The 26,860-nt window shown below is 68.6% G+C and carries 28 protein-coding genes and 2 pseudogenes; 13 read left to right on the top strand and 17 right to left on the bottom strand.

Features of this window, described 5'->3' with window-relative positions:
- Nucleotides 1-15 precede the first annotated feature (15 nt).
- The 3 genes and pseudogenes from DI005_RS14955 to DI005_RS14945 form a co-directional block, all read right to left on the bottom strand.
- Nucleotides 16-922 (bottom strand): IS5 family transposase gene (locus DI005_RS14955; protein WP_369973583.1). Its coding sequence is split into 2 segments (ribosomal slippage): nt 16-553 and nt 552-922, totalling 909 coding nucleotides; the frame shifts between segments, so codons are not numbered across the junction.
- Nucleotides 923-967: 45 nt separating this feature from the next.
- A pseudogene (locus DI005_RS14950) lies at nt 968-1,129 on the bottom strand (NUDIX hydrolase); the annotation flags it as partial.
- 8 nt (nt 1,130-1,137) lie between these two features.
- Entirely contained in the window at nt 1,138-1,881 is a 744-nt protein-coding gene (locus DI005_RS14945) for a DUF5919 domain-containing protein (protein WP_113642497.1), read from the bottom strand.
- Between the two features lie 222 nt (nt 1,882-2,103).
- On the opposite strand from DI005_RS14945, the gene DI005_RS14940 reads away from it, so the two are divergent.
- The 9 genes and pseudogenes from DI005_RS14940 to DI005_RS38965 all read left to right on the top strand — a co-directional run bounded on the left by DI005_RS14940 (nt 2,104) and on the right by DI005_RS38965 (nt 8,066).
- Complete coding sequence (locus tag DI005_RS14940; RefSeq protein WP_233520144.1) at nt 2,104-2,448, top strand: hypothetical protein; 345 nt, start codon at nt 2,104-2,106, stop codon at nt 2,446-2,448.
- Nucleotides 2,449-2,451: 3 nt separating this feature from the next.
- Nucleotides 2,452-2,673, top strand: coding sequence for a hypothetical protein (locus tag DI005_RS14935; protein ID WP_233520143.1), 222 nt, complete (start codon nt 2,452-2,454; stop codon nt 2,671-2,673).
- Nucleotide 2,674: 1 nt separating this feature from the next.
- Nucleotides 2,675-2,920, top strand: a complete 246-nt coding sequence (locus tag DI005_RS14930; RefSeq protein ID WP_113642493.1) for a hypothetical protein — start codon at nt 2,675-2,677, stop codon at nt 2,918-2,920.
- Between the two features lies 1 nt (nt 2,921).
- Nucleotides 2,922-3,176 (top strand): AMED_5909 family protein, encoded by a 255-nt coding sequence (locus tag DI005_RS14925; RefSeq protein ID WP_113642492.1) that lies wholly within the window; start codon nt 2,922-2,924, stop codon nt 3,174-3,176.
- 308 nt (nt 3,177-3,484) lie between these two features.
- Nucleotides 3,485-4,978 (top strand): FtsK/SpoIIIE domain-containing protein, encoded by a 1,494-nt coding sequence (locus tag DI005_RS14920; protein ID WP_233520142.1) that lies wholly within the window; start codon nt 3,485-3,487, stop codon nt 4,976-4,978.
- A gap of 29 nt (nt 4,979-5,007) precedes the next feature.
- Nucleotides 5,008-6,586: pseudogene (locus DI005_RS14915) on the top strand (replication initiator).
- Between the two features lie 13 nt (nt 6,587-6,599).
- The gene (locus tag DI005_RS14910) at nt 6,600-6,785 is read left to right on the top strand and encodes a helix-turn-helix domain-containing protein (RefSeq protein ID WP_113642490.1); all 186 of its coding nucleotides are present in this window, start codon (nt 6,600-6,602) and stop codon (nt 6,783-6,785) included.
- A gap of 29 nt (nt 6,786-6,814) precedes the next feature.
- The gene (locus DI005_RS14905; RefSeq protein WP_233520141.1) at nt 6,815-7,732 is read left to right on the top strand and encodes a hypothetical protein; all 918 of its coding nucleotides are present in this window, start codon (nt 6,815-6,817) and stop codon (nt 7,730-7,732) included.
- Nucleotides 7,733-7,826: 94 nt separating this feature from the next.
- Nucleotides 7,827-8,066, top strand: coding sequence for a tyrosine-type recombinase/integrase (locus DI005_RS38965; RefSeq protein WP_233520140.1), 240 nt, complete (start codon nt 7,827-7,829; stop codon nt 8,064-8,066).
- Nucleotides 8,067-8,244: 178 nt separating this feature from the next.
- On the opposite strand, the gene DI005_RS37950 is transcribed toward DI005_RS38965, so the two are convergent.
- The 14 genes from DI005_RS37950 to DI005_RS14845 form a co-directional block, all read right to left on the bottom strand.
- Nucleotides 8,245-8,709 carry a hypothetical protein gene (locus DI005_RS37950; protein WP_147263848.1) on the bottom strand — a complete coding sequence of 155 codons (465 nt, stop codon included), beginning with the start codon at nt 8,707-8,709 and terminating at the stop codon, nt 8,245-8,247.
- Nucleotides 8,706-9,362, bottom strand: coding sequence for a serine protease (locus tag DI005_RS14900; RefSeq protein WP_147263847.1), 657 nt, complete (start codon nt 9,360-9,362; stop codon nt 8,706-8,708). The genes DI005_RS37950 and DI005_RS14900 overlap by 4 nt, the downstream gene beginning before the upstream one ends.
- A gap of 267 nt (nt 9,363-9,629) precedes the next feature.
- The gene (gene lpdA / locus DI005_RS14895) at nt 9,630-11,030 is read right to left on the bottom strand and encodes a dihydrolipoyl dehydrogenase (RefSeq protein WP_112275124.1); all 1,401 of its coding nucleotides are present in this window, start codon (nt 11,028-11,030) and stop codon (nt 9,630-9,632) included.
- 8 nt (nt 11,031-11,038) lie between these two features.
- Nucleotides 11,039-11,689, bottom strand: a complete 651-nt coding sequence (locus DI005_RS14890) for a 1-acyl-sn-glycerol-3-phosphate acyltransferase (protein ID WP_233520139.1) — start codon at nt 11,687-11,689, stop codon at nt 11,039-11,041.
- Nucleotides 11,690-11,748: 59 nt separating this feature from the next.
- Entirely contained in the window at nt 11,749-11,922 is a 174-nt protein-coding gene (locus tag DI005_RS38190; protein WP_158303091.1) for a hypothetical protein, read from the bottom strand.
- Nucleotides 11,923-11,943: 21 nt separating this feature from the next.
- Nucleotides 11,944-12,351 carry a nitroreductase family deazaflavin-dependent oxidoreductase gene (locus tag DI005_RS14885; RefSeq protein ID WP_112275122.1) on the bottom strand — a complete coding sequence of 136 codons (408 nt, stop codon included), beginning with the start codon at nt 12,349-12,351 and terminating at the stop codon, nt 11,944-11,946.
- Between the two features lie 40 nt (nt 12,352-12,391).
- Nucleotides 12,392-13,345 carry a threonine/serine dehydratase gene (locus tag DI005_RS14880; RefSeq protein WP_112275120.1) on the bottom strand — a complete coding sequence of 318 codons (954 nt, stop codon included), beginning with the start codon at nt 13,343-13,345 and terminating at the stop codon, nt 12,392-12,394.
- Between the two features lie 9 nt (nt 13,346-13,354).
- A complete protein-coding gene (gene pip / locus DI005_RS14875; RefSeq protein ID WP_112275118.1) occupies nt 13,355-14,314 on the bottom strand; it encodes a prolyl aminopeptidase in 960 nt (319 codons plus the stop codon).
- A gap of 128 nt (nt 14,315-14,442) precedes the next feature.
- The gene (locus tag DI005_RS14870) at nt 14,443-15,291 is read right to left on the bottom strand and encodes a sugar phosphate isomerase/epimerase (RefSeq protein ID WP_113642486.1); all 849 of its coding nucleotides are present in this window, start codon (nt 15,289-15,291) and stop codon (nt 14,443-14,445) included.
- Nucleotides 15,288-18,467: a ThuA domain-containing protein gene (locus DI005_RS14865; protein ID WP_113642484.1), complete on the bottom strand. Its 3,180-nt coding sequence runs from the start codon at nt 18,465-18,467 to the stop codon at nt 15,288-15,290. Before DI005_RS14865 ends, DI005_RS14870 begins: the two co-directional genes overlap by 4 nt.
- Before the next feature lie 107 nt (nt 18,468-18,574).
- Nucleotides 18,575-19,735 carry a Gfo/Idh/MocA family protein gene (locus DI005_RS14860; RefSeq protein WP_112275112.1) on the bottom strand — a complete coding sequence of 387 codons (1,161 nt, stop codon included), beginning with the start codon at nt 19,733-19,735 and terminating at the stop codon, nt 18,575-18,577.
- Nucleotides 19,736-19,747: 12 nt separating this feature from the next.
- Nucleotides 19,748-20,524 carry an ABC transporter ATP-binding protein gene (locus DI005_RS14855; protein WP_112275110.1) on the bottom strand — a complete coding sequence of 259 codons (777 nt, stop codon included), beginning with the start codon at nt 20,522-20,524 and terminating at the stop codon, nt 19,748-19,750.
- 10 nt (nt 20,525-20,534) lie between these two features.
- The gene (locus DI005_RS14850; protein WP_113642483.1) at nt 20,535-21,563 is read right to left on the bottom strand and encodes an ABC transporter substrate-binding protein; all 1,029 of its coding nucleotides are present in this window, start codon (nt 21,561-21,563) and stop codon (nt 20,535-20,537) included.
- Between the two features lie 26 nt (nt 21,564-21,589).
- Complete coding sequence (locus DI005_RS14845) at nt 21,590-22,477, bottom strand: ABC transporter permease (protein WP_112275106.1); 888 nt, start codon at nt 22,475-22,477, stop codon at nt 21,590-21,592.
- A 145-nt stretch (nt 22,478-22,622) separates the two neighbouring features.
- Here DI005_RS14845 and DI005_RS14840 point away from each other — a divergent pair, with 145 nt between their 5' ends.
- The 4 genes from DI005_RS14840 (at nt 22,623) to DI005_RS14825 (ending at nt 26,847) form a co-directional block, all read left to right on the top strand.
- Nucleotides 22,623-23,651, top strand: a complete 1,029-nt coding sequence (locus DI005_RS14840) for a LacI family DNA-binding transcriptional regulator (protein ID WP_112275105.1) — start codon at nt 22,623-22,625, stop codon at nt 23,649-23,651.
- 5 nt (nt 23,652-23,656) lie between these two features.
- Nucleotides 23,657-24,793, top strand: a complete 1,137-nt coding sequence (locus tag DI005_RS14835) for a mandelate racemase/muconate lactonizing enzyme family protein (protein ID WP_113642482.1) — start codon at nt 23,657-23,659, stop codon at nt 24,791-24,793.
- Nucleotides 24,794-24,880: 87 nt separating this feature from the next.
- Complete coding sequence (locus DI005_RS14830; protein ID WP_113642480.1) at nt 24,881-26,038, top strand: dihydrodipicolinate synthase family protein; 1,158 nt, start codon at nt 24,881-24,883, stop codon at nt 26,036-26,038.
- Entirely contained in the window at nt 26,038-26,847 is an 810-nt protein-coding gene (locus DI005_RS14825) for a sugar phosphate isomerase/epimerase (RefSeq protein ID WP_199542805.1), read from the top strand. The genes DI005_RS14830 and DI005_RS14825 overlap by 1 nt, the downstream gene beginning before the upstream one ends.
- The last annotated feature ends 13 nt before the right edge of the window (nt 26,848-26,860 follow it).

The raw sequence follows: 26,860 nt of genomic DNA, 5'->3' as shown, positions 1-26,860 counted from the left end.
CTAGGTCGTGTCTCCTTATTGCCGAAGCCATAGGGTGATCGCGCGGAGGACGATGCCTCCTCGGTAGACGGCGGCGAGCTTGTCGTAGCGAGTGGCGATGCCGCGCCATTGCTTGTGGTCGTTGAAGGACCGTTCGATCACGTTGCGCCGCTTGTAGGTCAGGGCGTCGAACTCGGGTGGGCGGCCTCCGGCGGCGCCACGCCGTCTGCGGTGAGCAATCTGGTCTGCGGGCTGTGGGATCACGGTCTTGATGCCCCGGGCTCGCAGTCTGGCTCGAATCGCTCGGGATGAGTAGGCCTTGTCGCCGATCAAGGCCTCGGGGCGAGTGCGCGGCCGACCTGGACCGAGCCGTTTGACGGCCAGGTGGGACAGCAGCGGCGCGAGCATGGGGGAGTCACCGGCCTGGCCGGGTGTGAGTGCGATGACCAGCGGGCGGCCGCGGCCGTCGACGAGCTGGTGGATCTTGGTCGACATCCCGCCCCGCGAGCGTCCCAGCGCATGATCAAGCGGCTCGGCGCGTAGATCCTTGTAGTTCGGCTCAGCCCCCTGTGGGCCGCCGACCTGCGGGATGTTCGACCCGTCGCAGGGTGACCGCGTGCTGGTGGGCGCGGTTGATGGTGGAGTCGACCGACACCGTCCAGTCCACCCCGCCGGCGGCGTCAGCCTCAGCGACCAGCCGAGCGTGGATCTTATCCCAGGTCCCATCGGTCGAGAACCGCTTGTGCCGCTTCCACAGCGTCTGCCACGGTCCGAACGACTCAGGCAGGTCCCGCCACGCGATCCCGGTCCGGAATCGGTAGACGATCCCCTCGACCACCTGCCGGTGATCCCTAAACGGCCTGCCTCGCTGGCCATCCGAGGACGGCATCAGCGGCTCAATCCGAGCCCATTGAGCGTCAGTAAGCACCGCAAACCGTGACATGCGATCAACAATCCCAGCTCACACCGCAGATCTTTAGGAGACACGCCCTAGTTCGAGCTGGCCGCCGGGGATCGAGTACAGGTCGTTGTCGGTACGGCGGATCATCAGGATTCGGTCCTGTTCGTCCTGGATGAACGCGCTGACCGCGACGGCGATACTGTTGGCTGCGGGGGCGTTCGGGTCGTTGTAGTAGTCCCGGCGTGCCATCGTGCCTCCTAGAAGGTGGCTGGGCGAGAGAGGTTCCAGACGGCCTCGAAGCTCTCGGAGTACGTCTCGGAGAGATCCCCGGCCGAGAGTCGGCGTAGATGCAGCGACGGCGCGTGCGCGCCCTGGAAGCCACACACGTGCGTGTTGATGATCATCTCGTCGTCGAAGCGGAAGATCGAGTTGTACAGCGTAGCGTCGTGGAACCGCATGTCGACGCCCTCGACACGCTGCAACGGCCGGTAGAACGCCAGGGCGTTGCGGATACGCGCCGACAGTGTGCCCTCCCCTAGCTGCTCCTCCTCGCTGCGCAGGGCGATGGTGTCGCCGTCCGGGTCTCCGAAGAGAAGCCGGATCTTCGCCCCGGCCTCGGCCTTGATTGCCAGGTCCTTCACGAAGCGGGGGCGCTCGACCAGGAACAGCGCGGCGTGCACCAGGATCTCGACGGTCTGCTCGGCGTCGTTGATCAGCCGGTCCCACAGCTCGACCGGCAGGGCGTTGCGGTGGGGATAGACCCTCACGACCTCGGCGGTCGCCGTCTCGACCTTGCGCTCCGGCGCGACGGCCTCGGGCCAGAGGTAGCTCTCGGACTCGCGCGCCATCGCGGCCAGCTTGTGCCGGTGCTTCGGGTACGGCAGGCGACCCTTGGTGATCCAGCGCTCCACCGTCTTCGGGTCGACGTTGACGGCCTTGGCGACTTGCTCCAGCGTCAGGCCGTTCCGTAGCAGCGCGTCTCGCAGCCGCTCGTTCGGCATGTCCACTCCCCCGGCGGATCTGTAGGGACGTCTTCGGCCGTACCAAGGACGTCCCGAGATGTCCCGCCGTGTGGTGATCACGTCCTCCGATTTCGCCGACATTAGAGGTCAGGTTGCCGGGATAGGCCCGGCGGCAGGACCCTAGGAGGAATCTCTATGGCGATCCCGGGTGGATACCGGTTCGCGGTCCCCTTCGATGACATGTTCCCGGAAGGGGCCTTCGTGCTCAACGTCGAGCAGGCTTTCGAGTGGGACCGCAACGGCAACAAGACCCCGGCGAAGGACACCGTGACCGGCCAACTCGTGTGGAACGTGCAGGTCACCGATCCCTCGGCCAAGGGCAGGAACACGGGTGTCGTCGTCAAGATCGCGGCGGACGTTCAACCTGTCCCGCCGGAAGCGGTGCAGGGCTTGCCGTTCCGGCCGGTGGTGTTCGAGGGCCTGACTGCGACGGCGTACGAACAGAACGGACGCGTCCAGTTCAGCTTGCGCGCCAAGGAGATGCGGGCTCCGCGTCCGGCCGCCGGTCGAGGCAAGGCGGCACAGTCCGAGCAGGCAGCGGCGTAGGGCGTGGTGAGAGTGCGTGACCTGGTGCAGGTCCACGTGACCGCCGATCTGCCGATCAGGTCTCGTGCCCTGCCGTTCGCCAACCGCGTGGAGGTGCGGTTCGGCAAGGCGTTTCCCGTGGCTCTCCTGGTCGACGAGGAAGCGCTCGTGCGGCTCGGCGCGGCGATCGAGGCGGCGAAGGTGGAGCTGCGCGACGCGAGCGGCCAGGAATCGGCGGAGGGGTGACGTGGCTGTGACCGCGACGTGGAGCCCCGGTCGCGAGGCGAGGGCGAGCATGCAGTTCGTCGGGTTGATCCACCACCAGGCGGCCCTGGTGTTGTCCCTCGACCCCGACGTGCTCGTGCTAGTCCCGCCGCGTGACCCGTCCGACTGGCCGCGCTTCGCCCGGCTGCTGAGGGAGATCCGGGACAGCGCCGAGGAACTGCGCGCGTTCCTGGAATCCCCGGCGCACACGCAGAGGGGAGGTGAATGACATGGCTGACGACAAGGCGAAAGAGGTACGGACCCTCACGCAGGCTCACACGGTGCTGACCGCCATCCGGCCGCCGGACGATGCCTCGCCCCAGGCGTGGCGTGACTGCTACCGGCGCAGCGCGGCGACCTACGCCAGGGTGGCCGAGATCGACCGCGGTCATCACCACGAGGCCCTGTACTGGTCCGAGCGCGAGGGCCGCAAGGCCGACGAGATCACCAGGAAGCTCACCGGAAAGAAGTCGGCCTCGAACTAGGAAGTCCATACACGACAGTCGACGTGCGGCCATTGCCGTGCGGCGATGAAGCACGCCCGTAAACGGGCTACGGAAGAAGTAAAGGCGCAGAAGCGGCCCGGCTACCAACCTTTCCGCTTCTGCGCTGTCCACACCAGACGGAGTATACAGGTGACAACGCTAGACGATGAGAAGTGTCCAGCGCCAGAAGGGGTCGCCCGAACGGGCTGTGAGACCTGCGAGAAGTTCGCTCGGCTCGCGCCCGGCGACACCGAGTGCGCCGCGTGTGCGGGACGGCTGCCGCTCGACCTCGGCCGGGGTGAGGGCCGATGAACAAACGACACTCGCACTGGATCGACCCGGCCCCGCTGGAGGTCGCGCGGCCTCGCCTGCCGTGGTGGACGCTCCTGCCGGGGTGGGTGAAGCTAGTACTGTCCCCGTTCCTGCTCGTCGGCCTCGTGTGCTGGCTGGCAACCCAGATCGGGCGCATCACGTGGCGCTACCCGCTGACCATCCTCGTCACGGCCTTGGTGGGGTGGCTCGACTACCAGCTCGGTCACCTCGGGCTCGCGCTCGTCGCGGGCGGGCTCGTCCTCTCGCTGACGCTGTGGTGGTGGCTGCACCGGACGTCGTTCCGCCGCTTCTGCCTCGCGCAGGTACGAACCGAGTATCGCCGCTTCGCCGTGTACGCGTGCCAATGGCGTACGGTAATGCGGCTGGCCGACCTCGTGAAGACCAGCCGGGGCAAGGAGTACCGGCCGAAGCTCGGGCATCTGCGCTCGGAGGGCTGGCGTGACCGCGTGCGTGTCTGCATGGTCAAGGGTCAGGCACCGGAGCACTGGGAGCTGCACGCGTCCGGCCTGGCTCACGCTTTCAACGCCACGGGCTGTCGCGTGCGGGTGCGCAGGCCCGGACGGCTGGAGCTGGACCTTGTGCATCACGACCCGCTCGTGCGGACGGTCACCGCTCCAGCGCTCGCGGAGAACGCTGAGGGGGCCGACCAGCGGCGGCTGCCTGTGGGCCGCACAGAGTCCGGTAAGCCGTGGCGTGTCCGGCTGCTCGGCACGCACCTGCTCGCCGTGGGCGTGTCCGGAGCCGGTAAGGGCTCGCTGCCGTGGTCGGTCGTCTGGGCGCTCGCTCCGCTGATCGGCTCGGGTGTCGTGCGACTCGTCGGCATCGACCCGAAGGGCGGCATGGAGCTGGGGCAGGCACCTGAGGTGTTCCACCGGGTCGTGTTCGACAACGGGCCGGATGCCGTAGCGTTGCTGGAAGAGGTCGCGGAGACGGTCAAGGAGCGCGCCACCCGGTACCGGGGACGGCTGCGGTCCTGGACTCCGGCGACGGGCGACCCGTTCATCCTGCTCGTGGTCGACGAGCTGGCCGACGTCATCGCCTACCAGACCGACAAGCAGCTCCGCGAGCGCGCGAGCAGAGCCGTGCAGACCATCACCAGCCAGGGCCGGGCACCCGGCGTCTGCGTCCTCGGCCTCCTCCAGGACCCGCGCAAGGAGGTCATCTCGTTCCGTCACCTGTTCTCCACGCGGGTCGCCATGCGGCTCGACGAGAAGGCACAGGTGGACATGGTGCTCGGGGATGGCGTTCGTGAGCGTGGCGCGACGGCACACGAGATCTCCGAGCACACGCCCGGTGTCGCGTGGGTCAAGGAGGACGGCCGCCGGGAGCCGGTGCGTGCCCGCGCCTTCCACGTGACCGACGACGACCTCGGCGCGCTCGTGGAGTACATCACGGGACATCCGCCGCAGCGGGCCGACGTTGTGGAGTTCCCGCGTCGTGACGGCAGGGCTGGGGGTGCGGTCGCGTGAGCACAAACCCGACCACGCGTGCGGAGCGGATGCGGCTTCCGCTGTCCGATGACGTCGTGAAGGCGACGGCCGAGCGGTACGGCGTCTGTGTCCGGCCGTTCACGATGGAGGTGGGTGACCCGGACACGGGCGAGCTGCGGTACGTCCCTATGCCGTGCGGCTCGACCGTGGAGAGTGTGTGCGGGCCGTGCGCGAAGAAGGCGAAGGCGCTACGGCAGGCCCAATGCCGCGAGGGCTGGCATCTGACGGAGGATCCGGACTTCACCCCGGCCCCGCCGACCGAGGCCCAGACACAGCTCATCGAGTTCCGTGCGGACCTGGTGGCCGCGTACCGGAAGGCCGAAGCGGAGGGCTCCCCCACCGACGCCGAGGAGCTGCGGGAGGAGATCCGCTCCGTCGACGAGGAGCTTCGATCCTCGGGGATGCGCGGTCGGCTACCTGCGGTGGAGGTGCCGCCGGCCAAACCGAAGAAGCGGTCGACCCGGCGTCGGCAGGACACGCCCGACCTGCCTCGGCGGCACGTCGACAAGCGGACTGTCGGGCGTGAGTTCGCGGGTGGCTACCGGCCCTCCATGTTCGTGACGCTGACGCTCGACTCCTACGGCCGTGTCGGCGATGGCGTGGTGCCCGTCGACCTGGACAGCTACGACTACCGGCGGGCGGCCCGGGACGCTGTGCACTTCGCCGCACTCGTCGATCGATGGTGGCAGAACCTGCGCCGGGTGGTCGGGTTCGACGTGCAGTACTTCGCGACGGTTGAGCCGCAGAAGCGGGCGGCTCCGCACCTGCACGCGGCGCTCCGCGGTTCGATCCCGCACGCGGTGATCCGGCAGGTCACGGCGGCGACCTACCACCAGGTGTGGTGGCCGAACCACGACCGGCTCATCTACGTCGACCGGCTGCCCGTGTGGGACGGGCGCTCGCGCTCGTTCGTCGACCCGGACATCCGGGAGCCGCTGACGCCGTGGGACGAGGCGGTCGACGCGGTGGAGGAACCCGCGCACGTGGTGCGCTTCGGGCAGCAGGTGCGCTCCAAGGGCATCCTCGGCGGCTCGGAGGAGGCCGGGCGGCACATCGGCTATCTGACCAAGTACCTCACGAAGTCGACTGGTGAGGTCGTGGAGGCCACGAGCGACCGGCAGCGTGACCATCACGAGCGGCTGCACGCCGCGCTGTCCGTCACACCATGCTCGCCGACGTGCGCGGTGTGGCTGCTCTACGGCATCCAGCCGAAAGGCTGCACGTCAAAGACGACCCCGGCCGCTGCAAGGGCCGCGCTCATCGGCGGTCCACGCTCGGTCTGCTGGGCGACGGGTGCTGGTCTCCCGCAAGTGGTCCGGCAAGTCCCTGGCCGACTACAAGGCCGATCGCCGCGCCTTCGTGCGCGACATGCTCGCGAGCATCGGCATCGAGAAGCCCGAACGGCAGACCGACCGGCTCGTGTGGCGGAAGGTCGCGCCCGGCGACCGGCAGGTGCCACCCCGGTCGCACCTGCTCATGCAGGCCGTCTCCGAGCGGATCGCCTGGCGGGCCGAGTATGACCGGGCGCTCGCGGCGGCCAGCCCACCAGGTGCTCTCGAAACTTCGGCAATTCCGCAGGCGGTGTGATCAGGGGGACAGCGTGAGGGATGTCAGCAGTATCGGCCGGCTCTGGACCGTCGAGGAGGTCGCGGCCTATCTCGGCGTGCCGGTGAAGACGCTCTACCAGTGGAAATGGCGCGGCGAGGGGCCGCCCGTCCGCAAGATCGGCAGACACCTGCGCTACGTCCCCGCAGCGGTCAGGCGCTGGGCCACCGAGGCCGCGTAGTTCTTTCCGCAATCAGCAGAGGAATCCGCATGGGACACATTCAGGACCGTTGGTACCGGCCGAAACGCGACGAGCAGACAGGCAAGATGGTGCTCAACGCCAAGGGCAAGCCGGTGCTGGAGAAGACCGAGCTGTACGGCAAGGGTCTGCGCTACAAAGTGCGCTACCTCGACCCGGACGGCGAGGAACGCTCGAAGTCCTTTCCGGACAAGCAGAAGAAACGAGCTGAGGACTTCCTGATCGAGATGGAGTCCGACAAGCGCGAGGGCAAGTACGTCGACCCTCGCGCCGGTCTCGTGCCGTTCGAGAAGGTCGCGCTGAGATGGCTCGACGCGCAGACCGTCGACTACACGAGCCGGGAACGGCTGGCTACGCGGGTCAATGTGCACCTGCTTCCCCACTTCGGGAAGAAGCCGGTCGGGTCGATCAAGCCGAGTGACGTCCAGCGCTGGTTGCGTGCGATGAAGGACGGCGAGGTATCGGAGACCTCGCGGGCGCTGTACTTCGGGCATCTGGTGTCGATCTTCAACTTCGCGATCGAGGACAAGGTGATCGGCGCCAACCCGACGCTGTCTCGCAACATCGCCCGGCCCCGCATCAACCGCAGGCAGGTGGTGGTGTGGTCGCATGAACGGGTACGTGCCGTACGGGACAACATTCCGGAGCGCTTCAAACCGGGCGTGGACATTCCGCCGGTATCGGGCTGCGCAAGGGTGAGCTGTTCGGCTTCTCACTCGACGACGTCGACCGTGAGCGGGAGATCATGCGGGTCGAAAGGCGGGTCCGCATCGTCGCTGGTCAATCGGTGTTCGCACCTCCGAAGGGCGGCAAGACCCGGGAGGTGCCGATCGGCGCGGAGCTGCTCACCCGGCTGGACCGCTACGCCGAGACCTACCCGGCGACCGAGGTCACGCTGCCCTGGGTGCACCCGGACGGCAAGCCGGTGACGGTGCGCCTGCTGCTGGTCGACTCGACCGGTGAGGTGCTGACGCCGAAGTCGTTCGAGCGGGACGCGTGGCGACCGGCCCTGGCGAGGCTGGTGTGGCTCCACGTACCCGGGCGGACGGCGTGCACGCGCTACGGCACCTGTACGCATCGGTGCTGCTGGACGCGGGCGAGTCGGTCAAGGCGTTGTCGCAGTACCTCGGCCACTCGGATCCCGGCTTCACCCTGCGCGTGTACACGCACCTGCTACCGACTAGCCACGAGCGAACCAAGAAGGCGGTCGACCGTTTCTTCGGCTCGCTGGGCTCCGACGACAGCGGGAGCCAGGCGGCGTGACGGCCACCAACCGCAGGATCGGGCGGTGTGGGGGTAACGGGTTCAAGTCCCGTTACTCACCAACCCTGTTTGGGCCGGTCATAGCAACACCGTGATCGTGATGGTCGTGCATTTTGCGCCCCCAACAGGGGCAGGTGCCGCTCCATGAAAGGGGCGTGCGATTACAGGAACTCCGCACCTACGGCGCGTCATCCGCCTCACGACGACTGCGTCGTTCGACTTGCATACTGCACCAGGTTTTTAGCGACGCTTGCGCAATAATTGTTAGAATGACCGCTACCACCGGCGCCAGAAGAGGGGAGGAAGTTCCAACATGCGGTGCAATAAAGGATGTAACCATCGCCACGAAGGATGCCTGACCTGCTTTGTACTCTTGGAGAATCTTTGCCTTCTCCTCCGTATATTTGCTCGCTACGCACAGCAGGTCATGGAGCTCGTCCAACACTTTTTCGTAGAAGACCCGGGCACCCCCAAGGACACCAAATTCTGCCGTGTGCGACACCGAGCCAGCCTCCAGCCATGAGCGCGCAGCTGCCTCTAGATCTCCCGATCGCCCTAGTTCTCGAATGAGATCCCGCTGATACTTTGGCAACTCATCCAACCAGCTAGAACGACTCTCCAATATTGACGAGATGTCACTCATTCCAACATGTCCTGTATATACTCGGCAGAAACTGCATGAGTCGTTTGATGCAGCGTCATCGGGTCAACGTTTCCTATCAGAATTCCCCCGCCTCCACCCGGCGGAACGTAAGCGCCAACAAGCACAGCCACAATATTTCCAGTCTTAACGTCGAATACAGGGCCACCAGATTGGCCAGGTCGAAGCAGAGTATTGAGTACAATGTACTTGTTCTTTATCCCTTGATTCTCCATTAGGACCTTAGCGCCAACAGAAGCGGCTTGTTGCGTTAGTACGACACGGCCATCATTAGCGTGAGGGAATCCATAAGTGACCACGGACGTTCCAGTGTCGACGTGATCAGTGCCAGTCACCTTGTAAGGGACACGAGCCTCGACCTGGTCGGGGAACTCCAGTACCGCCAGATCGTGAATGGGGTCGGCGTGAACCAGTTCCAAAGGAAAAGGGAGCTTGACTAACCTATCAGTCGTATCTTGGTAGCCCGCAACTTCCGATCGTCGGAGCACTGCGTGAATGTTCCCAGCCTCCGGCCCCACGACATGCAGGGCTGTTGCTACTTGGCGCCCCCCGAGGGCGAAACCCGTACCGAGCGGCCGGAAGCCTGACGGGTCGCGTGAGGCCAAGAGAAAGCACATCATCGCTTCGTTGGTCACGCCGTTCAGCCTGGCACGAAACCTTGGAATCGCCGCGCATCTGAGATCAATTTGTGAGGTGCTCAGGATTCGGAAGACCCTAGCGACTTGACCCGCGTTGCCGTTCGTCCACCAGGTCAAGCGTCTCCGAGTGGCTACCGGCCAGCCACCAGCGGACCAAGAGGCTGTGGACCGCTTCTTCGGTTCGCTGGGGCTCGATGTGACGGCCTGATGACGGCCTGGAACCCCCTGCAACCCGGGAAACACCAGGCCACAGGGGGTACGAAACTACATGTTGATCATGTGGCCGGCCAGGCCGTGGACCGCTTCCTTCACGGCTTCGCCGAGGGTCGGGTGCGCGTGGACGTTGCGGGCCACCTCGTGCACCGTCAGGTCCCACTGCTGGGCCAGGGTCAGCTCCGGCAGGAGCTCGGTGACCTCGGGGCCGATCAGGTGGGCGCCCAGCAGCTCGCCGTACTTGCCGTCGCTGATGATCTTCGCGAAGCCCACCGTGTCGCCGAGGCCGTGGGCCTTTCCGTTGGCGCTGAAGGGGAACTTGGCCACCTGGACGTCGTGGCCCTCCGAACGCGCCTGCTCCTCCGTGAGGCCGAAGCTCGCGATCTGCGGCTGGCAGTACGTCGCCCTCGGGATCATCCGGTAGTCGAGCTCCATCGTCTCCGCGTCGGCGATGGTCTCGGCCGCCAGGATCGCCATCGACTCCGCTGCGTGCGCCAGCATGAGCTTCGCCGTCACGTCACCGATCGCGAAGATGTGCGGCACGCTCGTGCGGCACCGGCCGTCCACGTCGATCGCGCCGCGCTCGGTGAGCCGCACACCGGTGTTCTCGAGGCCGTAACCGTCCACATTGGGCTGGAAGCCCATGGCCTGCAACACCTTGCCGGCCTCGATCACCTGCTGCTCGCCGTCCTTCGACACCGTGACCCGCACGCCGTCGGAGGTCTCCTCGATGGACTCCACGCGCGTGGACGTCAGGACGTCGATGCCCAGCCTGCGGTAGCGCCGCGCCAGCTCGGCCGACACCTCCTCGTCCTCCAGCGGCACCATGCGGTCGAGGAACTCGACGATCGTGACCTTCACACCGTAGTTGTGCAGCACGTAGGCGAACTCGACGCCGATCGCGCCCGCGCCCGCGATCACGATGCTCTCCGGCAGGTCCGAGGAGAGGATCTGCTCCTCGTAGGTCACCACGCGGTCGCTGACCGACGTGCCGGGCAGCAGCTTCGGCGTGGCACCCGCCGCGATGATGCAGTGGTCGAACGTGACCGTCTCGGTCTCGCCGTCGGCGCGCCGCACCTCGATCGCCTTGTCGCTGGAGAACGTGCCACGCCCCTCGAACTGCGTGATCGCGTTCTTCTTCATCAGGTAGTGAACGCCTTTGACGCGGCCATCGGCGACCTTGCGGCTGCGCTGGTACGCGGCCTGGTAGTCGAACGACACCTCGCCGTCGACCCGAATGCCGAACGTCCGGGCCTCCGTGGTGAACAGGTGTGCCAGCTCGGCGTTGCGCAGCAACGCCTTCGACGGAATGCACCCGACGTTCAGGCACACCCCGCCCCAGTAACGCTCCTCGATGATGGCGGTGTCGTAGCCGAGCTGCGCCGCGCGGACCGCGGCGGTGTACCCGCCGGGACCCGCGCCCAGCACCACAACGTCGAAGTGTTCACTCATGGTCGCGATTATGCCTTCACGTTTCCGGGTGGCGGGCTCTCCCCGCGCACCTCTGCCAGCAACGACGTGATCGCCGTCATGATGCGTTCGGTCGCCTCCCTGAGCTGGGACGCGGTGGGCTTGTCCGACCGCAGATCCGAGAGGTCCACCGGCGGTCCGGCCAGCAGCTCTACCCTGCGCCTCGGCAGCACGCGCGGCAACCGGGCGCCCTGCGGCAGCACGTGCTGCGAGCCCCAGCACGCGAGCGGCACCACCGGCGTCCCTGTGGTGAGCGCGACCCGCGCGAGTCCCGTCTTGGCCTTCATGGGCCATTCGTCGGCGCGGTCGCTGAAGGTGCCCTCGGGGAACACCACGACACAGTCGCCCGCCAGCGCGGCGTCGACGGTGTCGCGGTAGGCCTCGAGCGCGCTCGCCTTGCCCCGGTGCACGGGGATGTGCCTGCCCGAGGTCATGACGGCGCGCACCACCGGCACCCGCCACAGCCCCGCCTTGGCGAAGAACCTCGGCACGCGACCGCCCATCAGGCACGCCACGGTGACCATGATCGGGTCGGCGTTGGACAGGTGGTTGCTCGCCACCAGCACGCCGCCCTCGCGGGGCAGGTGGTGGGCACCCGTCACCCGCAGTCGGGTGCCCATCGCCAGGAACGGTGCGATCACGTCGATCGCGAGGCTGAACCACCTGCCCCGGCCCCGACGGGGGAACCGGCGCAGCGCGGTCAGCGGTCGGAGTCGACTTCCTTCGGCCAGCCCGCGAAGTCCCGCACCAGCCGCTGGGCCCGCACCAGTCCGGGCAGCTCGGCCGGGTTCAGCTCCCCGCGCTCGGCCTGATGCTCCGCCTCCGCCAGCTTCGCCAGCAGGCCGGCCACGTCGACTGTCGACTGCTGCGCCATGTTCGTCCCCTTCGTCGAGGTTCAGGCCACACGCTCCAGGACTACGACGGGAATATCACGATCCGTCTTCTTCTGGTAGTCGTCGAAGGCGGGCCACACCGCCGCCATCTTCGGCCACAGCACGGCCTTCTCGCTCTCACTGGCCGTCCGGGCCTTGGCCGCGAACTTGTCGGCCTTCACCTGGACCGTCACCTGGGGGTCGGCCACCAGATTGTGGTACCAGCCGGGGTGCTCGTCGGCGCCACCCTTGGACGCGACGATCACGTAATCGCCCTCGTGCTCCTGGTAGATCAGGGCGAACTTGCGTTCCTTGCCGGTCTTGCGGCCCTTGGTCGTCAGGATGAGGGTCGGCGCACCGTTCTCCCAGTCGTGGCCGACCTCCCCGTCGGTCTCCTCATAACGGCGGACGTGCTCGTCTCCGAACAGCATGAGCGAAAATCCCTTCGTCGGATGACTCCCACCCTAATGCTCAGGCGCCGAGAACGTCGGAGAGCAGCGACGGGGTCACGTTGCCACCGGACACCACGATCACGGTGCGTCCACGGGGCAGGTCGCCCGCCCGGTTGAGATACGCGGCGAGGCCAACGGCACCGCTGGGCTCGGCGACGAGCCGTCCCCTGGTGGCCAGCACGCCCATCGCGCCCCGGATCTCGTCCTCGCTCACGGTGACGATGTCGTCGAGGTGCGCGCGCAGGTGGGCGAACGTCAGCTCGGACAGCTGCGAGCGCAGCCCGTCGGCGATGGTCCGCGCGCGCCGCTCGATCGGCCAGTCCACGAGCGCCCCGGCCCGCAGGCTCTCCCGCGCGTCGCCCGCGAGCTCCGGCTCCACGCCGACCACCCGCGCCTCCGGGCACAGCGCCTTGACCGCCGTCGCGATGCCCGAGGAGAGCCCGCCGCCGCTCACCGGCACCAGCACCAGCTCGACATCGGGCAGGTCCTCGGCGATCTCGAGCCCGATCGTGCCCTGACCGGCGATGATGTCCGGGTGGTCGAACGGCGGCACCAGCACCGCGCCCAGCTTCTCCACCAGCTCGAGCGCGGCGGACTCGCGCTCGCCGATGGGGACGAGCACCACCTCGGCGCCGTAACCGCGCGTGTTGTCGACCTTCACCTGCGGTGTCACGTCCGGCATGACGATGTGGGCGGGGATGCCGAACGTCCGCGCGGCGTAGGCCACGGCCTGCGCGTGGTTGCCGCTCGAGTAGGCCACCACACCCCGGTTCCGCGTGCGCTCGTCGAGCCGCGCGATCGCGTTCTGGGCTCCGCGCAGCTTGAAGGCGCCGATCGGCTGCAGGTTCTCCGGCTTCAGCCACAGGGGGCGGTCGGCGTCCGCCCACGGGCTCGGCAGCAACGGGGTGCGCACGACGGCGCCGCTGATCCGGTCGGCCGCGGCACGGATGTCGTCGATCGTCACGAGTTCCACGACCCGAGCCTATTCCGCGTACCGGTCGGTGGCCCGCAGCAGCTCCCGCAGAATGCCGGGTTCGTCGTAGGCGTGCCCGGCATCCTCCACCATGATCAGCTCGGCGGCCGGCCAGGCCCGCTTCAGGTCCCACGCGCCCACGGGCGGCGTGCAGACGTCGTGCCGGCCGTGAATGAGCACGCCCGGAATGTCCGCGAGCCTGCCCGCATCGCGGAGCAGCTGCTCGTCGGCGAGGAAGCCCTGGTGCGCGCAGTAGTGGTTCTCGATGCGCGCGAACGCCAGCGCGAATCGGGGGTCGGAGAACTGTTCGACCAGCTCGGGACGGCGGCGCAGGGTGACCGTGTCTGCCTCCCACGTGCTCCACGCGACCGCGGCAGGCCCGTGCACCGCGGGATCCGGGTCGAACAGGAGGTCGTGGTAGGCGGCGATCAGGTCGCCGTCCCTGCGTTCGGGCGGCACCGGCTCCAGGAACCGTTCCCAGCGCTCGGGGAACAGGAACCCCGCTCCCCCGCCGTAGAACCAGTCCAGCTCCTTGCGCCGCATGGTCCAGATGCCGCGCAGCACCAGCTCCGTGACGCGGCCGGGGTGCGTCTGCGCGTAGGCGAGCGCGAGGGTGCTGCCCCAGGAGCCGCCGAGGACGAGCCAGCGGTCGATGCCGAGGTGCTCACGCAGCAGCTCGAGGTCCGCGACGAGGTGCCACGTCGTGTTGGCGCTCAGGTCGGCAGCCTGCTCCGCGGAATGCGGGATGCTGCGGCCACAGCCGCGCTGGTCCAGCAGCACGATCCGGTAGCGGGCGGGGTCGAACAGCCTGCGGTGGGCGGGCGAGCTGCCGCCGCCCGGCCCACCGTGCAGGAACACCGCGGGCTTGCCGTGCGGGTTGCCGCAGACCTCCCAGTAGATCTCGTGCCCGTCGCCGACGGCGAGCAGGCCATGATCGTGGGGCTCGATCTCGGGGTACGGCTCGGGCAAAGCAGGCTCCCCTCCCAGGGCACGCGCGCCGCAGCCTAACCGACGTGCGCCGAAAGGGGGAACCGATTCGGCCCCCAAGGCCACCTTTGTTGCGTTCAACGCAGCAAAGGTGGCCTTGGGGAGCTTTACTAGAAGCGGATCGTGCGCAGGGTCCGGTAACTGCGGGCCGCGCTGGCGAGCGGGTCGGCCGGCTGGTCGTGCTCCACCACGTACTCCTGGACGCCGGAGACGTCCCGGCGCCGGAAGATGCGGCGGAAGTCGATCGTGCCGTGGCCGACATCCTCGAACGACCCGTCGGGCGCCATGTCCTTCACGTGGAACACCGGGAACCGGCCCGGGTAGCGCTCGAAGTACTCCACGGGGTCGTAGCCCGCCCTGATCGCCCAGTACAGGTCGATCTCGAAGTCCACGTACCTCGGATCGGTCTCGCTCGCCAGGATGTCGTAGAGCACTTCGCCCTCGACGGTCCGGAAGTCGAAATCGTGGTTGTGGTACAGGAACCCGAGCCCGGCGGCCCGCGCCGCCCTGCCCGCCTCGGTGAACTCGGCGGCCACCTGCCGGTAGCCCGCCGGTGTCCACAGTGAACTCGGCAGCGACGGCACCACCACGTACTTCACGCCGAGCACGTGGGCGTTCGCCAGCTCCCGCTGCCAGTCACCACGGATCGCGTCGAGCGAGAGGTGCGTGAGCACGGCCCGCAGCCCCGCCCGGTCCAGCATCGCGCGGAACTGCTGTGGCGTGTGCCCGTACAGTCCGCTCACGCCCACCGTCGAGTAACCGATCCGCCCCAGCGCGTCGAGTGTGCCCTGCGCGTCGGTGCTCATCAGCGAGCGCACCGTGTAGAGCTGGATTCCGATGTGCCCTGGCGGCACCCGGCGCGGCCCCGACGCGAGCGCAGTGCCGCCCAGCAGCCCGCTCGCCCCGGCGACCGCCACCGAACCGGCGGCCAGTCGCAGGAAATCCCGTCGCGTACTCATGAGGTCACGCCCTTTCCGTTGAACTGCAGCACGTCCAGCGAGAGCAGGTCCGCCTGGTCCGGCGTCCAGGCCGGGTTGACGAACACCAGGTAGAGCTTCACGGTTCTTCCCGGATCGGTGAGGGCCACGTCGGTGTCGACGACGTTGCCCCAGCCGCCCGTGTTGGGCACCTCCGCTGAACCGAGCAGCTCGCCGTCCGGCGCGTCGGCGCGGAACTCGATGGTGCCGCCGATGCCACCGGAGCTGGCGCTGACGGTCAGCGAGTCGATGCCCTGCAGGTGGATCGGGTCGTAGGCGACCCAGTCACCGTGCTCGATCTCGCCCAGTCGCTTGCCCGCCGACGCGTCGGCGCGGCTCAGCACCTCGATGCCGCTGTGGTCCTCGAAGTGCTCGGCCTCCTTGTGCTTCGGCTCCAGCGTCACGTGCGCCGACCCGGTGAGCGCGGGCACGCCGCCCTTGCCACCGCCGTCGGTGTACTGCGCGCTCAGCGCCGCGTACAGGTTCTGCCCAGGACCGTGGCTGTCCCCGGCGTCGGTCGCGATCTCACCCACGCAGCCCGTGACGTTGTCCATCGGATGCAGGTGGTCGTCGTGGCCGAGCTGCGACTGCACCACCACCTTCGAGCAGTCGATCGTCCGGTCCTCGCGGTCGGTGACCTCCACGCGGAAGGGGATCGTGTCGCCGAAGTCGAACATTCCGCCGTCCGGCGGCAGCACGATGCGCACCTCCGGCCTCGTGTTGCCCACCGTGATCTCGGTGACGGCCACGGCGGTGAGGTCCGGGTTCTCGGTGCTCGTCACCGTGAGCCGGGCGGTGTACTGCCCGAGCTCCTTGTACTTGTGCGTCGGGCTGGCCTCCGTCGAGTCCACCGTGCCGTCGTTGTCGAAGTCCCACGCGTAGGTCACCGGCTCGCCGTCGCCGCCCGCGGAACCCTCGCTGGAGAAGGACACTTTGAGCGGAGCCTTGCCCGAGTCGGTCGACGGCGTGATCGCCGCTGTCGGCGGGCGGCCGTCGGCGACGTAGTCGATGCGGTAGATGCCGGCGCCGTCGTTGCTGCCACCCCTTCCGGTGCCGCTGCCCTCACCGAAGTCGATCACGTAGAGCGAGCCGTCGGGGCCGAAGTGCGCGTCGAACGGCTGGATCCACTGCAGGTCGGCGAAGATCCCGTTGATCGAGAGCAGGTCGCCGGGGCGGGCGGGCGCGAAGCGGGGATCGGTGAACGTCTGCTCGTGCTGCTGCACCGACATCACCTTGAACCACCGGCGGGTCAGCTCGTAGTTGAACCACTTGCCGTCGAAGTACTCGGGGAACTTCGAGATCCTCGGGTTGTCCGGGTCGTAGTCGTAGACCGGGCCGGCCATCGGACCGCCGCCGCCCGTGCCCAGCTCGGGGAACTCCGGCGAGGCCGAGTAGGCGTACCACATCCACGCGGGCTGGGCGGGAGGCAGCTCGCGCAGGCCGGTGTTGTTCGGCGAGTCGTTGACCAGGTTGCCGCAGTCGAACGTCTCCCCGGACGTACCGGTGGCGAAGTCGTAGTCGACGAACGGCGTGTTGTTCCCGGTGCAGTACGGCCAGCCCTGGTTGCCCGCCTCGGTGATGCGCAGGAACTCGACCGTCCCTTCCGGACCGCGCTCGGGGTCGGCCTGCCGCGCGTCGGGGCCGTAGTCGCCCACCAGCAACGCGTTGGTGTGCGGGTCGACCGTGATGCGGAACGGGTTGCGCAGGCCCATCGCGTAGATCTCCGGGCGGGTCAGCTCGGTGCCCGGCGCGAACAGGTTGCCCTCCGGGATGGTGTAGGTCCCGTCCGGCTGCGGCGTGATGCGCAGGATCTTGCCGCGCAGGTCGTTGGTGTTGCCGGACGTGCCCTGGGCGTCCCAGGCCCTCCTGCCCTCGCGCTCGTCGATCGGCGAGAACCCGTCGGAGGCGAACGGGTCGGTGTTGTCGCCGGTCGCCACGTAGAGGTTGCCGTCGCCGTCGAAGGTGATCGACCCGGCCATGTGCGAGTTGGCCCTGCCCTCGCCACGGAACGTGGGGATCTCCAGCAGGCGACTCTCGGTGGCGAGGTCGATCGTGCTGTCGGCCGCGACGGTGAACCGCGAGAGGTTGAGCTTGTTCTCCTGCGGGTCGGAGTACAGCAGGTACAGCCAGTTGTTCTCGGCGAACGCCGGGTCGAGCGTGAGGCCGAGCAGACCGTCGGACTGGCTCGTCATCTCGGGCGTGTACTGGAAGTCCAGTGCCGTCGTGACGTTCAGCGTCTCCTGGTCGACGACCTTCAGCGCGCCGGTGCGCTGGATCCAGAACACGCGGCGGTCGGGGGCCACGGCCAGCTCGAACGGGTCGGCCAGGTCCGCGTCGACGAGCGGGACCCGCTGGAAGTTGCCCGTCTGGGTCGCCGAGCAGTCACCCTCGACCGCCCCGGCGGCCCACTCGATGCCACCGAGCAGGTGCGAGAGGAACAGCTCGTCGGAGAACTTCTCGGCGGCGTGGCCGCCAGCGGTGAACCAGGACCGCCCGCCGTCGTAGTTCTGGCACCACGAGTACGGGTGGTCGACTCCCTCGTCGAGCCCGGTGACGCCGTCGCGCACCTTGATCTGGGCCAGTGTGTGCACCGCACCGGTCGGGTTGACCCGCCAGTTGTACCACTCCTCCGTCTGCTCCCACAGCTCCGGAAGGTCCTGTGTGGACGGATGGACGCGGTCGAGCACCTTGACCCGGCCCACCTGGGGGGCGGGGTGGTGGTCGAAGATGGCGCCGACCAGGCCCTCGTACCACTCCCAGTCGCGCTCGCTGGCCGACGCGGCGTGCACGCCGGCCCAGCCGCCGCCCGCCTGGACGTAGCGCTGGAGCGCCTCGCGCTGCGCGGCGTCGAGCAGGTCGCCCGACTCGGGGGTGGAGTTGGTGTTGTTGAAGACGACGGCGTCGAACCGGGCGAGGTTCTCGTCGGTGAACGCCGCCGCGTCGTCGGTGGACTCGACGCTGAAGCCGTGTTCGGCGCCGAGCTGCTCGATCGCCGCGATGCCCGCGGGGATCGAGTCGTGATGGAAGTTGGTCACCTTGGAGAACACCAGCACGCTGAAGCGTGCCTGCGCCGCCGCGGGGAGCGCGGACGCCACCCCCGCGGCGAGCAGGAACGCGAGCAGCGCGGCCAGTGTCCTGGCACGTCTGCGACCGGACATGTGTACCTCTCCATTGAGTTTCAGCGTTACCGAAAGCGCTTTCACTTCGTACATGCCGGGAGATATTCAGTTGTCGTGCCGGGAAAGGTGAAACAGGGAAAAGTGGATCAGAGAGTGAGCTCGGGGATCGCGATCCTGCGACCCTCCCTTGCCGACCGCAGCCCGAGCTCGGCCAGCTGCACGCCTCGCGCGCCGGCCAGGAAGTCCCACGGGAACGGCTCGTCAGCCGCCACGTGCCGGAGGAACATCTCCCACTGTGCCTTGAACCCGTTGTCGAAGTCGGCGTTGTCCGGCACCTCCTGCCACTGCGACCGGAAGTCCTCGGTCGCGGGCAGGTCGGGGTTCCACACCGGCTTCGGGGTCGTGGAGCGGTGCTGGACGCGGCAGCGGCGCAGCCCGGCGACGGCACTGCCCTCGGTGCCGTCCACCTGGAACTCCACCAGCTCGTCGCGGAACACCCGCGTCGTCCAGGAGGAGTTGACCTGCGCGACGATGCCGCCGTCGAGCTCGAAGATGCCGTACGCGGCGTCGTCGGCCGTGCAGGTGTAGGGCTGCTCGTCCTCGCCGACCCGTTCCGGGATGTGGGTCGCCGCGAGCGCCTGCACCGAGCGGACCGGACCGAAGATCTCCTCCAGCACGTACCGCCAGTGGCAGAACATGTCGATGATGATGCCGCCGCCGTCCTCGGCGCGGTAGTTCCACGAGGGCCGCTGCGCCTCCTGCCAGTCACCCTCGAACACCCAGTAGCCGAACTCGCCGCGCACCGACAGGATCCTGCCGAAGAAGCCGCCGTCGACGAGCCGCTTGAGCTTGAGCAGGCCGGGCAGGAAGAGCTTGTCCTGCACCACGCCCGCCTTCACGCCCGCCGCGTTCACGATCCGGGCCAGCTCCAGCGCCGTCTCCGTGTCCTCCGCGGTCGGCTTCTCGGTGTACACGTGCAGTCCCGCGGCGACGGCCTTCTTCACGCCGTCGACGCGGCGGCTGGTCACCTGGGCGTCGAAGTAGATCTCGGCTCCGGGTGCCTTCAGCGCCTCGTCCAGATCGGTCGTCCACCGGTCGAGACCGTGCTCCTTCGCGATGGACGCGAGCTTGCTCTCGTTGCGGCCCACCAGAATCGGCTCAGGACGCAGCACCGTGCCGTCGGGCAGTCGCAGCCCGCCCTGCTCCCGGATCGCCAGGATCGACCGCACGAGGTGCTGCCGGTAGCCCATGCGACCGGTGACCCCGTTCATGACGATCCCGACGGACCGTTCCTCGTTCGCCGCCATGGAACACCTTTCTCACTCAGCCACCGCGGCGGCGCCGAGGTGGTCGCGGATGTGCCGGGTCGCCTTGGCGAACTCCGGCTCCGACATGGTCTTGCCGTAGTCACGGTCCACCGGCAGGTTCACCTCGATCACCCCGGCGACGGTGCCCGGCCGCGCCGTGATCATCACGACCCGGTCGGCCAGGTACACCGCCTCGGCGATCGAGTGGGTCACCAGCAGCACGGTGGTCTTGGTCTCCTGCCAGATCCGGCGCAGCTCGACGTTCATCTGCTCGCGGGTGAGCGCGTCGAGCGCGCCGAAGGGCTCGTCCATGAGCAGCACCGGCGGGCGGTGCAGCAGCGCGCGGCACAGGGCGACGCGCTGCTGCATACCCCCGGACAGCTCGTGCGGGTAGGCGTCCTCGAACCCGGTGAGCCCCGTCATCTCGATGAGCTCGTCGGCCCTCGCCTTCGCCTCCTTCGCTGGCATGCCGCGCATCTCGGCCTGCAGAAGGATGTTCTTGCGCGCCGTGCGCCATTCGAGCAGCGCCGCCTTCTGGAAGACGTACCCGACGTCCTTGCGCGGGCCGCTGACGCTCTCCCCCAGCAGCTTCACGCTGCCGGACGAGGGCGCCAGCAGGCCCGACGACAGCTTCAGCAGCGTGGACTTGCCGCAGCCGGACGGCCCCACGATCGCGACGAACTCACCGGGGTCCACCCGCATCGTCACGTCGCGCAGGGCGGTGACGTCCCGCTTCTTGGTGCGAAACCGCACCGCGACGTCCTCGATCTCGACCGCGTAGCCAGTCATCTGCCTCAACTCATTCCTTCGGTGCGAGCTCACTGACCCAGTAGGCGCTGGGCTCTTCGGCACTGGAGATCACGCCGGCGTCGGCGAAGATCTGGATGGTCTTCTTCCAGTCCTCCTCGTTGTTCACCCCGGGCGCCTGGCCCTCCGTGGCGTCGGTGTGCAGCAGCTCCAGCGTCGAGGCGAGTTGCTCGGCGAGCACCTGCTTCGACGGCAGCTGCTCCGAGGAGCCCTGCATGGCGTCGACGGCGGCCTGCTGGTCCTGCTGCACCGCGGTCCACGCCTCGCTCGTCGCGGCGACCATGCGCTGGGCGAGGTCGCCCCGGTCGTCGATGACCTCCTGCGAGGCGATGAGGCCGTTCGAGTAGAAGTTCAGCCCGTTGTCGGCGAAGCGGAGGTAGGAGACCTCCTTGCCCGCCTTCTCCTGCATCGTCGGGCCCTGGTCGGTCGCGTAGCCGAGCAGCGCGTCGGTCTGGCCCGACATGACGGCGGCCATCTTCCCGGCGGCGTCGGTGTTCTGGATCCGCACGTCGCCCTCGGCGAGCCCGTTGGCCTGGAGGAATGCCGGGAAGGTCTTGGTCAGCGCGTCACCCGCCGTGCTCGCGATGGTCTTGCCCTTGAGGTCGGCAGGCGAGGAGACGTTCTGCTCGCTGAAGAACTGCACCGACGACGGCGTTGTCTGCAGGAACACGCCGATGCTCTTGACGTCGAGGCCCTGCGAAACGCCCGCGAGCAGGGCCGGCGTGTCGGCCCAGCCGAAGTCGGTCTGCCCGGCCGCGGTGGCCTGGACGGTCTTCTGCGACCCCTGGCCCGCCCTGATCTCCAGGTCGATCCCGTGCTCCTCGTAGATTCCCTGCGCCTTGCCGTAGTAGAACGGCGCGTGCTCGCCGTAGGGGTACCAGTTGAGGGTCAGCGTGACCTTGTCGAGCGTCTCGCCCTGGGCGTTGGTGGTGGTCTCCGGCTCGGAGCCGCCGCAGCCCGCGGTGAGCAGCAGCACGGCGGCCACACTGACGGCACTCTTCACTAGTGCGGGAAGTTTCATGGTTTTCCTTTGTCTCGCAAGGGATCTCACAGCGTTGTGGTGACGCCTTCGGTGCGCCTGCTCGCGTGCCACGGGAGCACGAGGTGCTCGAGCCACTCCACGAGCACGAACAGCAGGACACCGAGCAGCGACATGATCAGCAGCCCCGCGAAGAGCACCGGGGTGTCGAGGTTTCCGTTGGCCTGCAGGATGACGAAGCCCAGCCCGGCGTCGGCGCCGACGAACTCGCCGACCACCGCGCCGGTGACGGCCATGGTCGCGGCGACCTTCAGCCCGGAGAACAGGTGCGGCAGCGACGCCGGGAACCGGATCTTCCAGAACGTCTGCCCCGGCTTGGCGCCCATCGTGGCCGAGAGCTGCAGCATCTCGGGGTCGACGGACTTGAGCCCGGTGACCATCGAGATCACCACGGGGAAGAACGCCATCAGGACGGCGACCACGATCTTGGGGCCGATCCCGAAGCCGAGCCACACCACGAACAGCGGCGCGATGGCGATCTTCGGGATGACCTGTGCGAAGAGCAGCAGCGGGTACAGCGTCTTCTCGACGGTCGCCGACTGCACCATCACCACGGCGGCGAAGACGCCGACGGCCGCGGCGATGACGAAGCCGAGCAGCGTCTCGTAGGTCGTGGCCCAGGTGTGCTCCCAGAAGTAGTCCGGGCGGCTGGCGATCGCGTCGAACGTGTCGCCGGGCGAGGGCACCAGGTAGGGCTCGATCAGCTCCGCCGCCGTCACCGCCCACCACGCGAAGAACAGCACCACGAGCAGGGCGATGGGCCGCCAGGCGCGCTCGGTGAAGCCGAGGATACGCTGCGCGATCCCTGGCCGCGCCCGCTCGGATACTCCTGCCGAGGATGTCGGACCTGGTGGCCCTGCGGGCTCGGTGCGTGCCGACTGACTGTGCGTGACCATGACCCTCCGTTCGCCTGCGAACGTGTCGGAAAGCACCTGATCGAGACCGGGACCCGGATCTCTGAATGCGCTTTCTGAATGCGCTTTCAGGTAGAGTATGCAGACCGGGAAACTCGGTCAAGCTTTCTTTAACCGGGAGTTGCGCATGGACGCTCACCCACACGTCACGCTCGAGGACGTCGCCCGCGCCGCGGAGGTGTCGCTGGCCACCGCGTCCAGAGCGCTGAACGGCACCACCAAGGTCCGCACGGACCTGCGCGAGCGGGTGCTCGCGGCGGCCGAGAAGCTCGCGTACACGCCCAACGCGCACGCGCAGGCGCTGGCCGGGGCATCCCACCGCACAGTCGGCGTCATCTGCCACGACGTCAGCGACCCGTACTTCGCGGCAATCGCCCGCGGGGTCATGCGGGTGGCGGGCGACAACGGGCTGCTCGTGATGCTCGCCAGCACCTTCCGCGACCCGCAGAAGGAGATCGCCTACATCTCGATGCTGCGGGCCCAGCGCGCGTCGGCCATCCTGCTGGTCGGCTCCGGCTTCGAGGACAAGGCGTGGGAACGCGCGCTCGCCGCCGAGATCGACCCCTACCGCAGGGGCGGCGGCCAGGTCGCCGTGGTGAGCCGCCACCGCAGCCTGCGCGTCGACAGCGTGCAGCCGGAGAACAAGGAGGGCGCCGCGGCGCTCGCCAAGGCGCTGCTCGAGCTGGGCCACCGCCGGTTCGCGGTGCTCACCGGCCCGCGCGCCCTCACCACCGTGGTCGACCGGCTCGCCGGGTTCCGCGAGACTCTCGCCGAGGCCGGCGTTGAGCTGCCCGAATCGGCCGTGGTGGAGGGAGCCTTCACCCGCGACGGCGGCCACGCCGCGATGTCGGAGCTGCTCGCCAGGGGGCTCGACGCGACGTGCGTGTTCGCCGTCACCGACGTGATGGCGATCGGCGCGCTCACGGCACTGCGCGAGTCCGGCCGTTCCGTGCCCGACGACGTGTCGCTCGCCGGGTTCGACGACATTCCCGTCGTGCGCGACCTGTCCCCGCCGCTCACCACTGTCAAGCTCCCGCTGGAGGAGCTCGGCGAGCGGGCCATGGAGCTGGCGTTCCGGGGCAACCGCGGCACTCGCAGCCGCGTGCTGCGCCTGCCCGGCGAGGTCGTGGTCAGAGCCAGTACGAGAGAGGTGTAGCAACGATGCGAGACCTGACGATCGACAAGATCGAGACGTTCGCGGTGGCCCTGCCGACGCTCCGGTCCTTCGGCGTCTCCGGCGGCTCCGTCGCCGTCGCGGGCTCCCCGAGCATCCGCGTGCTGGTGAAGGTGAGCGCCGACGGCGTGCACGGCTGGGGCGAGGCCACGCCGATTCCCGCGTGGACGTACGAGACGACGGAGTCGATCGTCACCACGATCGACCGCTACCTCGCACCCGCCGTGCTGGGCAGGCCCTGCTGGGACCTCGACGGGCTGACCACCGCGTTCGATCGCGCGATCAACCGCGGCTTCACGATCGGCTCGCCGCTGGCGAAGGCCGCCGTCGACATGGCGCTGCACGACCTGCTCGGCCGCGCGCTCGGCGTGCCGGTGAGCACCCTGTGGGGCAGGCGGCGGCGCGACCGCATCACGCTGGGCTGGATGGTGTCGGGGCAGACGGCGAACGAGGTCGCCGACTGTGTCGCCGAGGGCAGGGAGCTCGGCTACGACGCGTTCAAGGTCAAGATCGGGCTGCACGGCGAACGCGAGGACCTCGCCGTGGTGCGGGCCGTCCGCGAGGCCGCGCCGAAGGCCCCACTGTGGGTCGACGCCAACCAGGGCTTCACGGTCGACGCGGCACTGCGGCTCTCGCGCGAGCTGGACGCGCTCGGCGTCACCGCGTTCGAACAACCGTTGCCCGCCAACGACATCGCGGGTCTGCGCAGGCTGCGCGCGGACTCCCCCGTTCCCGTCGCGCTCGACGAGAGTCTGCGGCACCCGACGGACCTCGCGACGTTCGTGAAGCTCGACGCCGTGGACGTCGCGATCGCCAAGGTGCAGCGCAGCGGCGGCCTCACGCTGTCGCTGCGACTGTGCCAGCTCGCCGAGGACTGCGGCGTGCGGCTGATGGGCTCCGGGCTCACCGATTCCGACCTCGGGCTCGCGGCTTCGCTGCACCTGTTCGCCGCGTTCGGCATCGACACACCCGTCGACCTCAACGGCAGGCAGTTCGTCGATTCCGTGTACGCCTCCGGCGTCGAGGTCAAGGGCGGCGTGGCCGACGTGCCCACGGGCCCAGGGCTCGGCGTCGAGGTGGACGAGGCCGTGGTGCGCGAGCTGGCCGTCGATCCACCGGCGTAGTCCTTGTCCTTGTCCCGGCTCGGGGCGGTGTCCTATGGTGTCTGAAAACGCTTTCTTGCAAGCGCTTTCAGCAGAGACGGAGTTGTCATGACTGGGTTGCTGCTACCCACAAGGGACGGCACGCTCGAAAACTGGTCGCCGTCCGGCCGCACGGTTCCGGAGGCTCCCGCCGAACCGCCACGCTCGCGCGTCGCCTACGCCGCCGCCCACGTCGTGGCCGACCCGCTCTCCCCCGGCGATCCCGCGCACGCGGTGGTGCTCGACTGGGACAGCACGCTCGCGTTCCGCCACCACCTGTGGTCGTGCGGGCTCGGGGTCGCCGAGGCGATGGACACCGCGCAGCGCGGCATGGGCCTCGACTGGGCCGCCACCCAGGAGCTGATCCGGCGCACCGGAGCGGCGGCCCGCGAGTCGAATGGCCGCTGGTGCGCCGGAGTCGGCACCGACCAGCTCCCGCCAGGGCCATCCACTGTGGACAAGATCGTGGCCGCGTGGCGCGAGCAGCTCGAACTCGTGAGCGGTGAGGGCGCGACCCCGGTGATCATGGCCAGCCGCGCGCTCGCCGCCGTCGCGTCCGGGCCCGCCGACTACCGCTCGGCGTACGGCAAACTGCTGTCCGGAGCCGAGGGCAAGGTCTTGCTGCACTGGCTCGGTGAAATGTTCGACCCCGCGCTGGCAGGCTACTGGGGTCACTCCGACGTCCGCGCCGCGGCGGCGGAGCTGGCCTCGCTGTGCGCGGAGCACGCCGACGTGATCGCGGGCGTGAAGGTCTCCGTGCTCGACGCCGACGTGGAGACCGAATTCCGCCGCGCGCTGCCCGGGGGAGTCGCCTGCTACACCGGCGACGACTTCAACTACCCCGACCTCATCGCGGGCGACGAGCAGGGGCACAGCGAGGCGCTGCTCGGCATCTTCGACCCGATCGCCCCGGTCGCGGGCGCGGCGCTCGCCCGGCTCGACGCCGGCGACCCGGCGGGTTTTCACGAGCTGTTCGGCCCGACCGTGGCACTCTCGCGCGAGATCTTCCGCGCGCCGACCCAGCACTACAAGGTCGGCGTGGTGTTCCTGGCCTGGCTGAACGGTCACCAGTCCCACTTCCGCATGGTCGGCGGCCTCGAGTCGGCGCGCTCGATCGTGCACCTGGCCGACGTGCTGCGGCTGGCCGACGAGGCCGGGGTACTGACGGATCCGGAACTGGCGGTCGCGCGGATGCGCCCGCTGCTGAGCGTGGCGGGGGTGGCGTGATGGAGCGGCTGAGCCTGAACCAGATCACGACGAAGCGGTGGTCGCTGCCCGAGGCCATCGCGGGCTGCGCCGAGAACGGCGTCGGCTGGATCGCCCCGTGGCGCGACAAGGTCGCCGAGATCGGCGTCGACGAGGCGGCGAAGCTGCTCAAGAAGCACGGGGTGCGCGTTTCCTCCCTGTGCCGCGGCGGGTTTCTGACCGGCATCACGCCGGAAGGGTCCCCTGTGGACGGCGTCGCAGACACCCGTGAGGCGATCGACGAGGCGGCGGCGCTGGGCACCGACGTGCTCGTGCTCGTGGTCGGCGGCATCGCGGACAACGACCTGGCCGGCTCCCGGCAGCGGGTGGCCGACGGGCTGGGCGAGCTGGCGCCGTACGCGCTCGAGCGCGGTGTGCGGCTCGGCCTGGAGCCTTTGCACCCGATGCAGTGCGCCGAACGGTCGGTGCTCTCAACCCTGGACCAGGCGCTGGCGCTCGCCGAGGAGCACCCCGCCGAGGCAGTGGGCGTGGTCGTGGACGAGTTCCACGTCTGGTGGGACCCCCGCGTCGAGGAATCCATCGCGAAGGCGACCGGCCGGATCCTCGGCTTCCACGTGTGCGACCAGCTGGTGCCCCTCACCGACACGTTCCTCGGCCGGGCGCTCCCTGGCGACGGCCCGATCGACCATCGCCGGCTCCGCTCGTGCGTGGAGGCGGCGGGCTACCTCGGGCCGATCGAGGTCGAGGTGTTCAACGCGCAGCTGTGGCAGCAGCCCGGTGACCAGGTGATTCGCCAGATGATCACCTCCTACGCCGAACACGTGGCGTGAAGTTGGAACGGCG

Origin of the sequence: Prauserella sp. PE36 (assembly GCF_003311655.1) — a bacterium.
Classification (GTDB): Bacteria; Actinomycetota; Actinomycetes; order Mycobacteriales; family Pseudonocardiaceae; genus Prauserella_A; species Prauserella_A endophytica.
The sequence above is the reverse complement of the archived record's forward strand: the minus strand, read 5'-3'. Positions and strand labels throughout refer to the sequence as shown.

Excerpts from the sequence above, each read along its gene's own strand:
- DI005_RS14945 (WP_113642497.1), bottom strand. The coding sequence starts at position 1,881 with ATGCCGAACGAGCGGCTGCGAGACGCGCTGCTACGGAACGGCCTGACG.
- DI005_RS14925 (WP_113642492.1), top strand. The coding sequence starts at position 2,922 with ATGGCTGACGACAAGGCGAAAGAGGTACGGACCCTCACGCAGGCTCAC.
- DI005_RS14920 (WP_233520142.1), top strand. The coding sequence starts at position 3,485 with ATGAACAAACGACACTCGCACTGGATCGACCCGGCCCCGCTGGAGGTC.
- DI005_RS14905 (WP_233520141.1), top strand. The coding sequence starts at position 6,815 with ATGGGACACATTCAGGACCGTTGGTACCGGCCGAAACGCGACGAGCAG.
- DI005_RS37950 (WP_147263848.1), bottom strand. The coding sequence starts at position 8,709 with ATGAGTGACATCTCGTCAATATTGGAGAGTCGTTCTAGCTGGTTGGAT.
- lpdA (WP_112275124.1), bottom strand. The coding sequence starts at position 11,030 with ATGAGTGAACACTTCGACGTTGTGGTGCTGGGCGCGGGTCCCGGCGGG.
- DI005_RS38190 (WP_158303091.1), bottom strand. The coding sequence starts at position 11,922 with ATGGCGCAGCAGTCGACAGTCGACGTGGCCGGCCTGCTGGCGAAGCTG.
- DI005_RS14885 (WP_112275122.1), bottom strand. The coding sequence starts at position 12,351 with ATGCTGTTCGGAGACGAGCACGTCCGCCGTTATGAGGAGACCGACGGG.
- DI005_RS14870 (WP_113642486.1), bottom strand. The coding sequence starts at position 15,291 with ATGAGTACGCGACGGGATTTCCTGCGACTGGCCGCCGGTTCGGTGGCG.
- DI005_RS14865 (WP_113642484.1), bottom strand. The coding sequence starts at position 18,467 with ATGTCCGGTCGCAGACGTGCCAGGACACTGGCCGCGCTGCTCGCGTTC.
- DI005_RS14860 (WP_112275112.1), bottom strand. The coding sequence starts at position 19,735 with ATGGCGGCGAACGAGGAACGGTCCGTCGGGATCGTCATGAACGGGGTC.
- DI005_RS14855 (WP_112275110.1), bottom strand. The coding sequence starts at position 20,524 with ATGACTGGCTACGCGGTCGAGATCGAGGACGTCGCGGTGCGGTTTCGC.
- DI005_RS14850 (WP_113642483.1), bottom strand. The coding sequence starts at position 21,563 with ATGAAACTTCCCGCACTAGTGAAGAGTGCCGTCAGTGTGGCCGCCGTG.
- DI005_RS14845 (WP_112275106.1), bottom strand. The coding sequence starts at position 22,477 with ATGGTCACGCACAGTCAGTCGGCACGCACCGAGCCCGCAGGGCCACCA.
- DI005_RS14840 (WP_112275105.1), top strand. The coding sequence starts at position 22,623 with ATGGACGCTCACCCACACGTCACGCTCGAGGACGTCGCCCGCGCCGCG.
- DI005_RS14835 (WP_113642482.1), top strand. The coding sequence starts at position 23,657 with ATGCGAGACCTGACGATCGACAAGATCGAGACGTTCGCGGTGGCCCTG.
- DI005_RS14830 (WP_113642480.1), top strand. The coding sequence starts at position 24,881 with ATGACTGGGTTGCTGCTACCCACAAGGGACGGCACGCTCGAAAACTGG.
- DI005_RS14825 (WP_199542805.1), top strand. The coding sequence starts at position 26,038 with ATGGAGCGGCTGAGCCTGAACCAGATCACGACGAAGCGGTGGTCGCTG.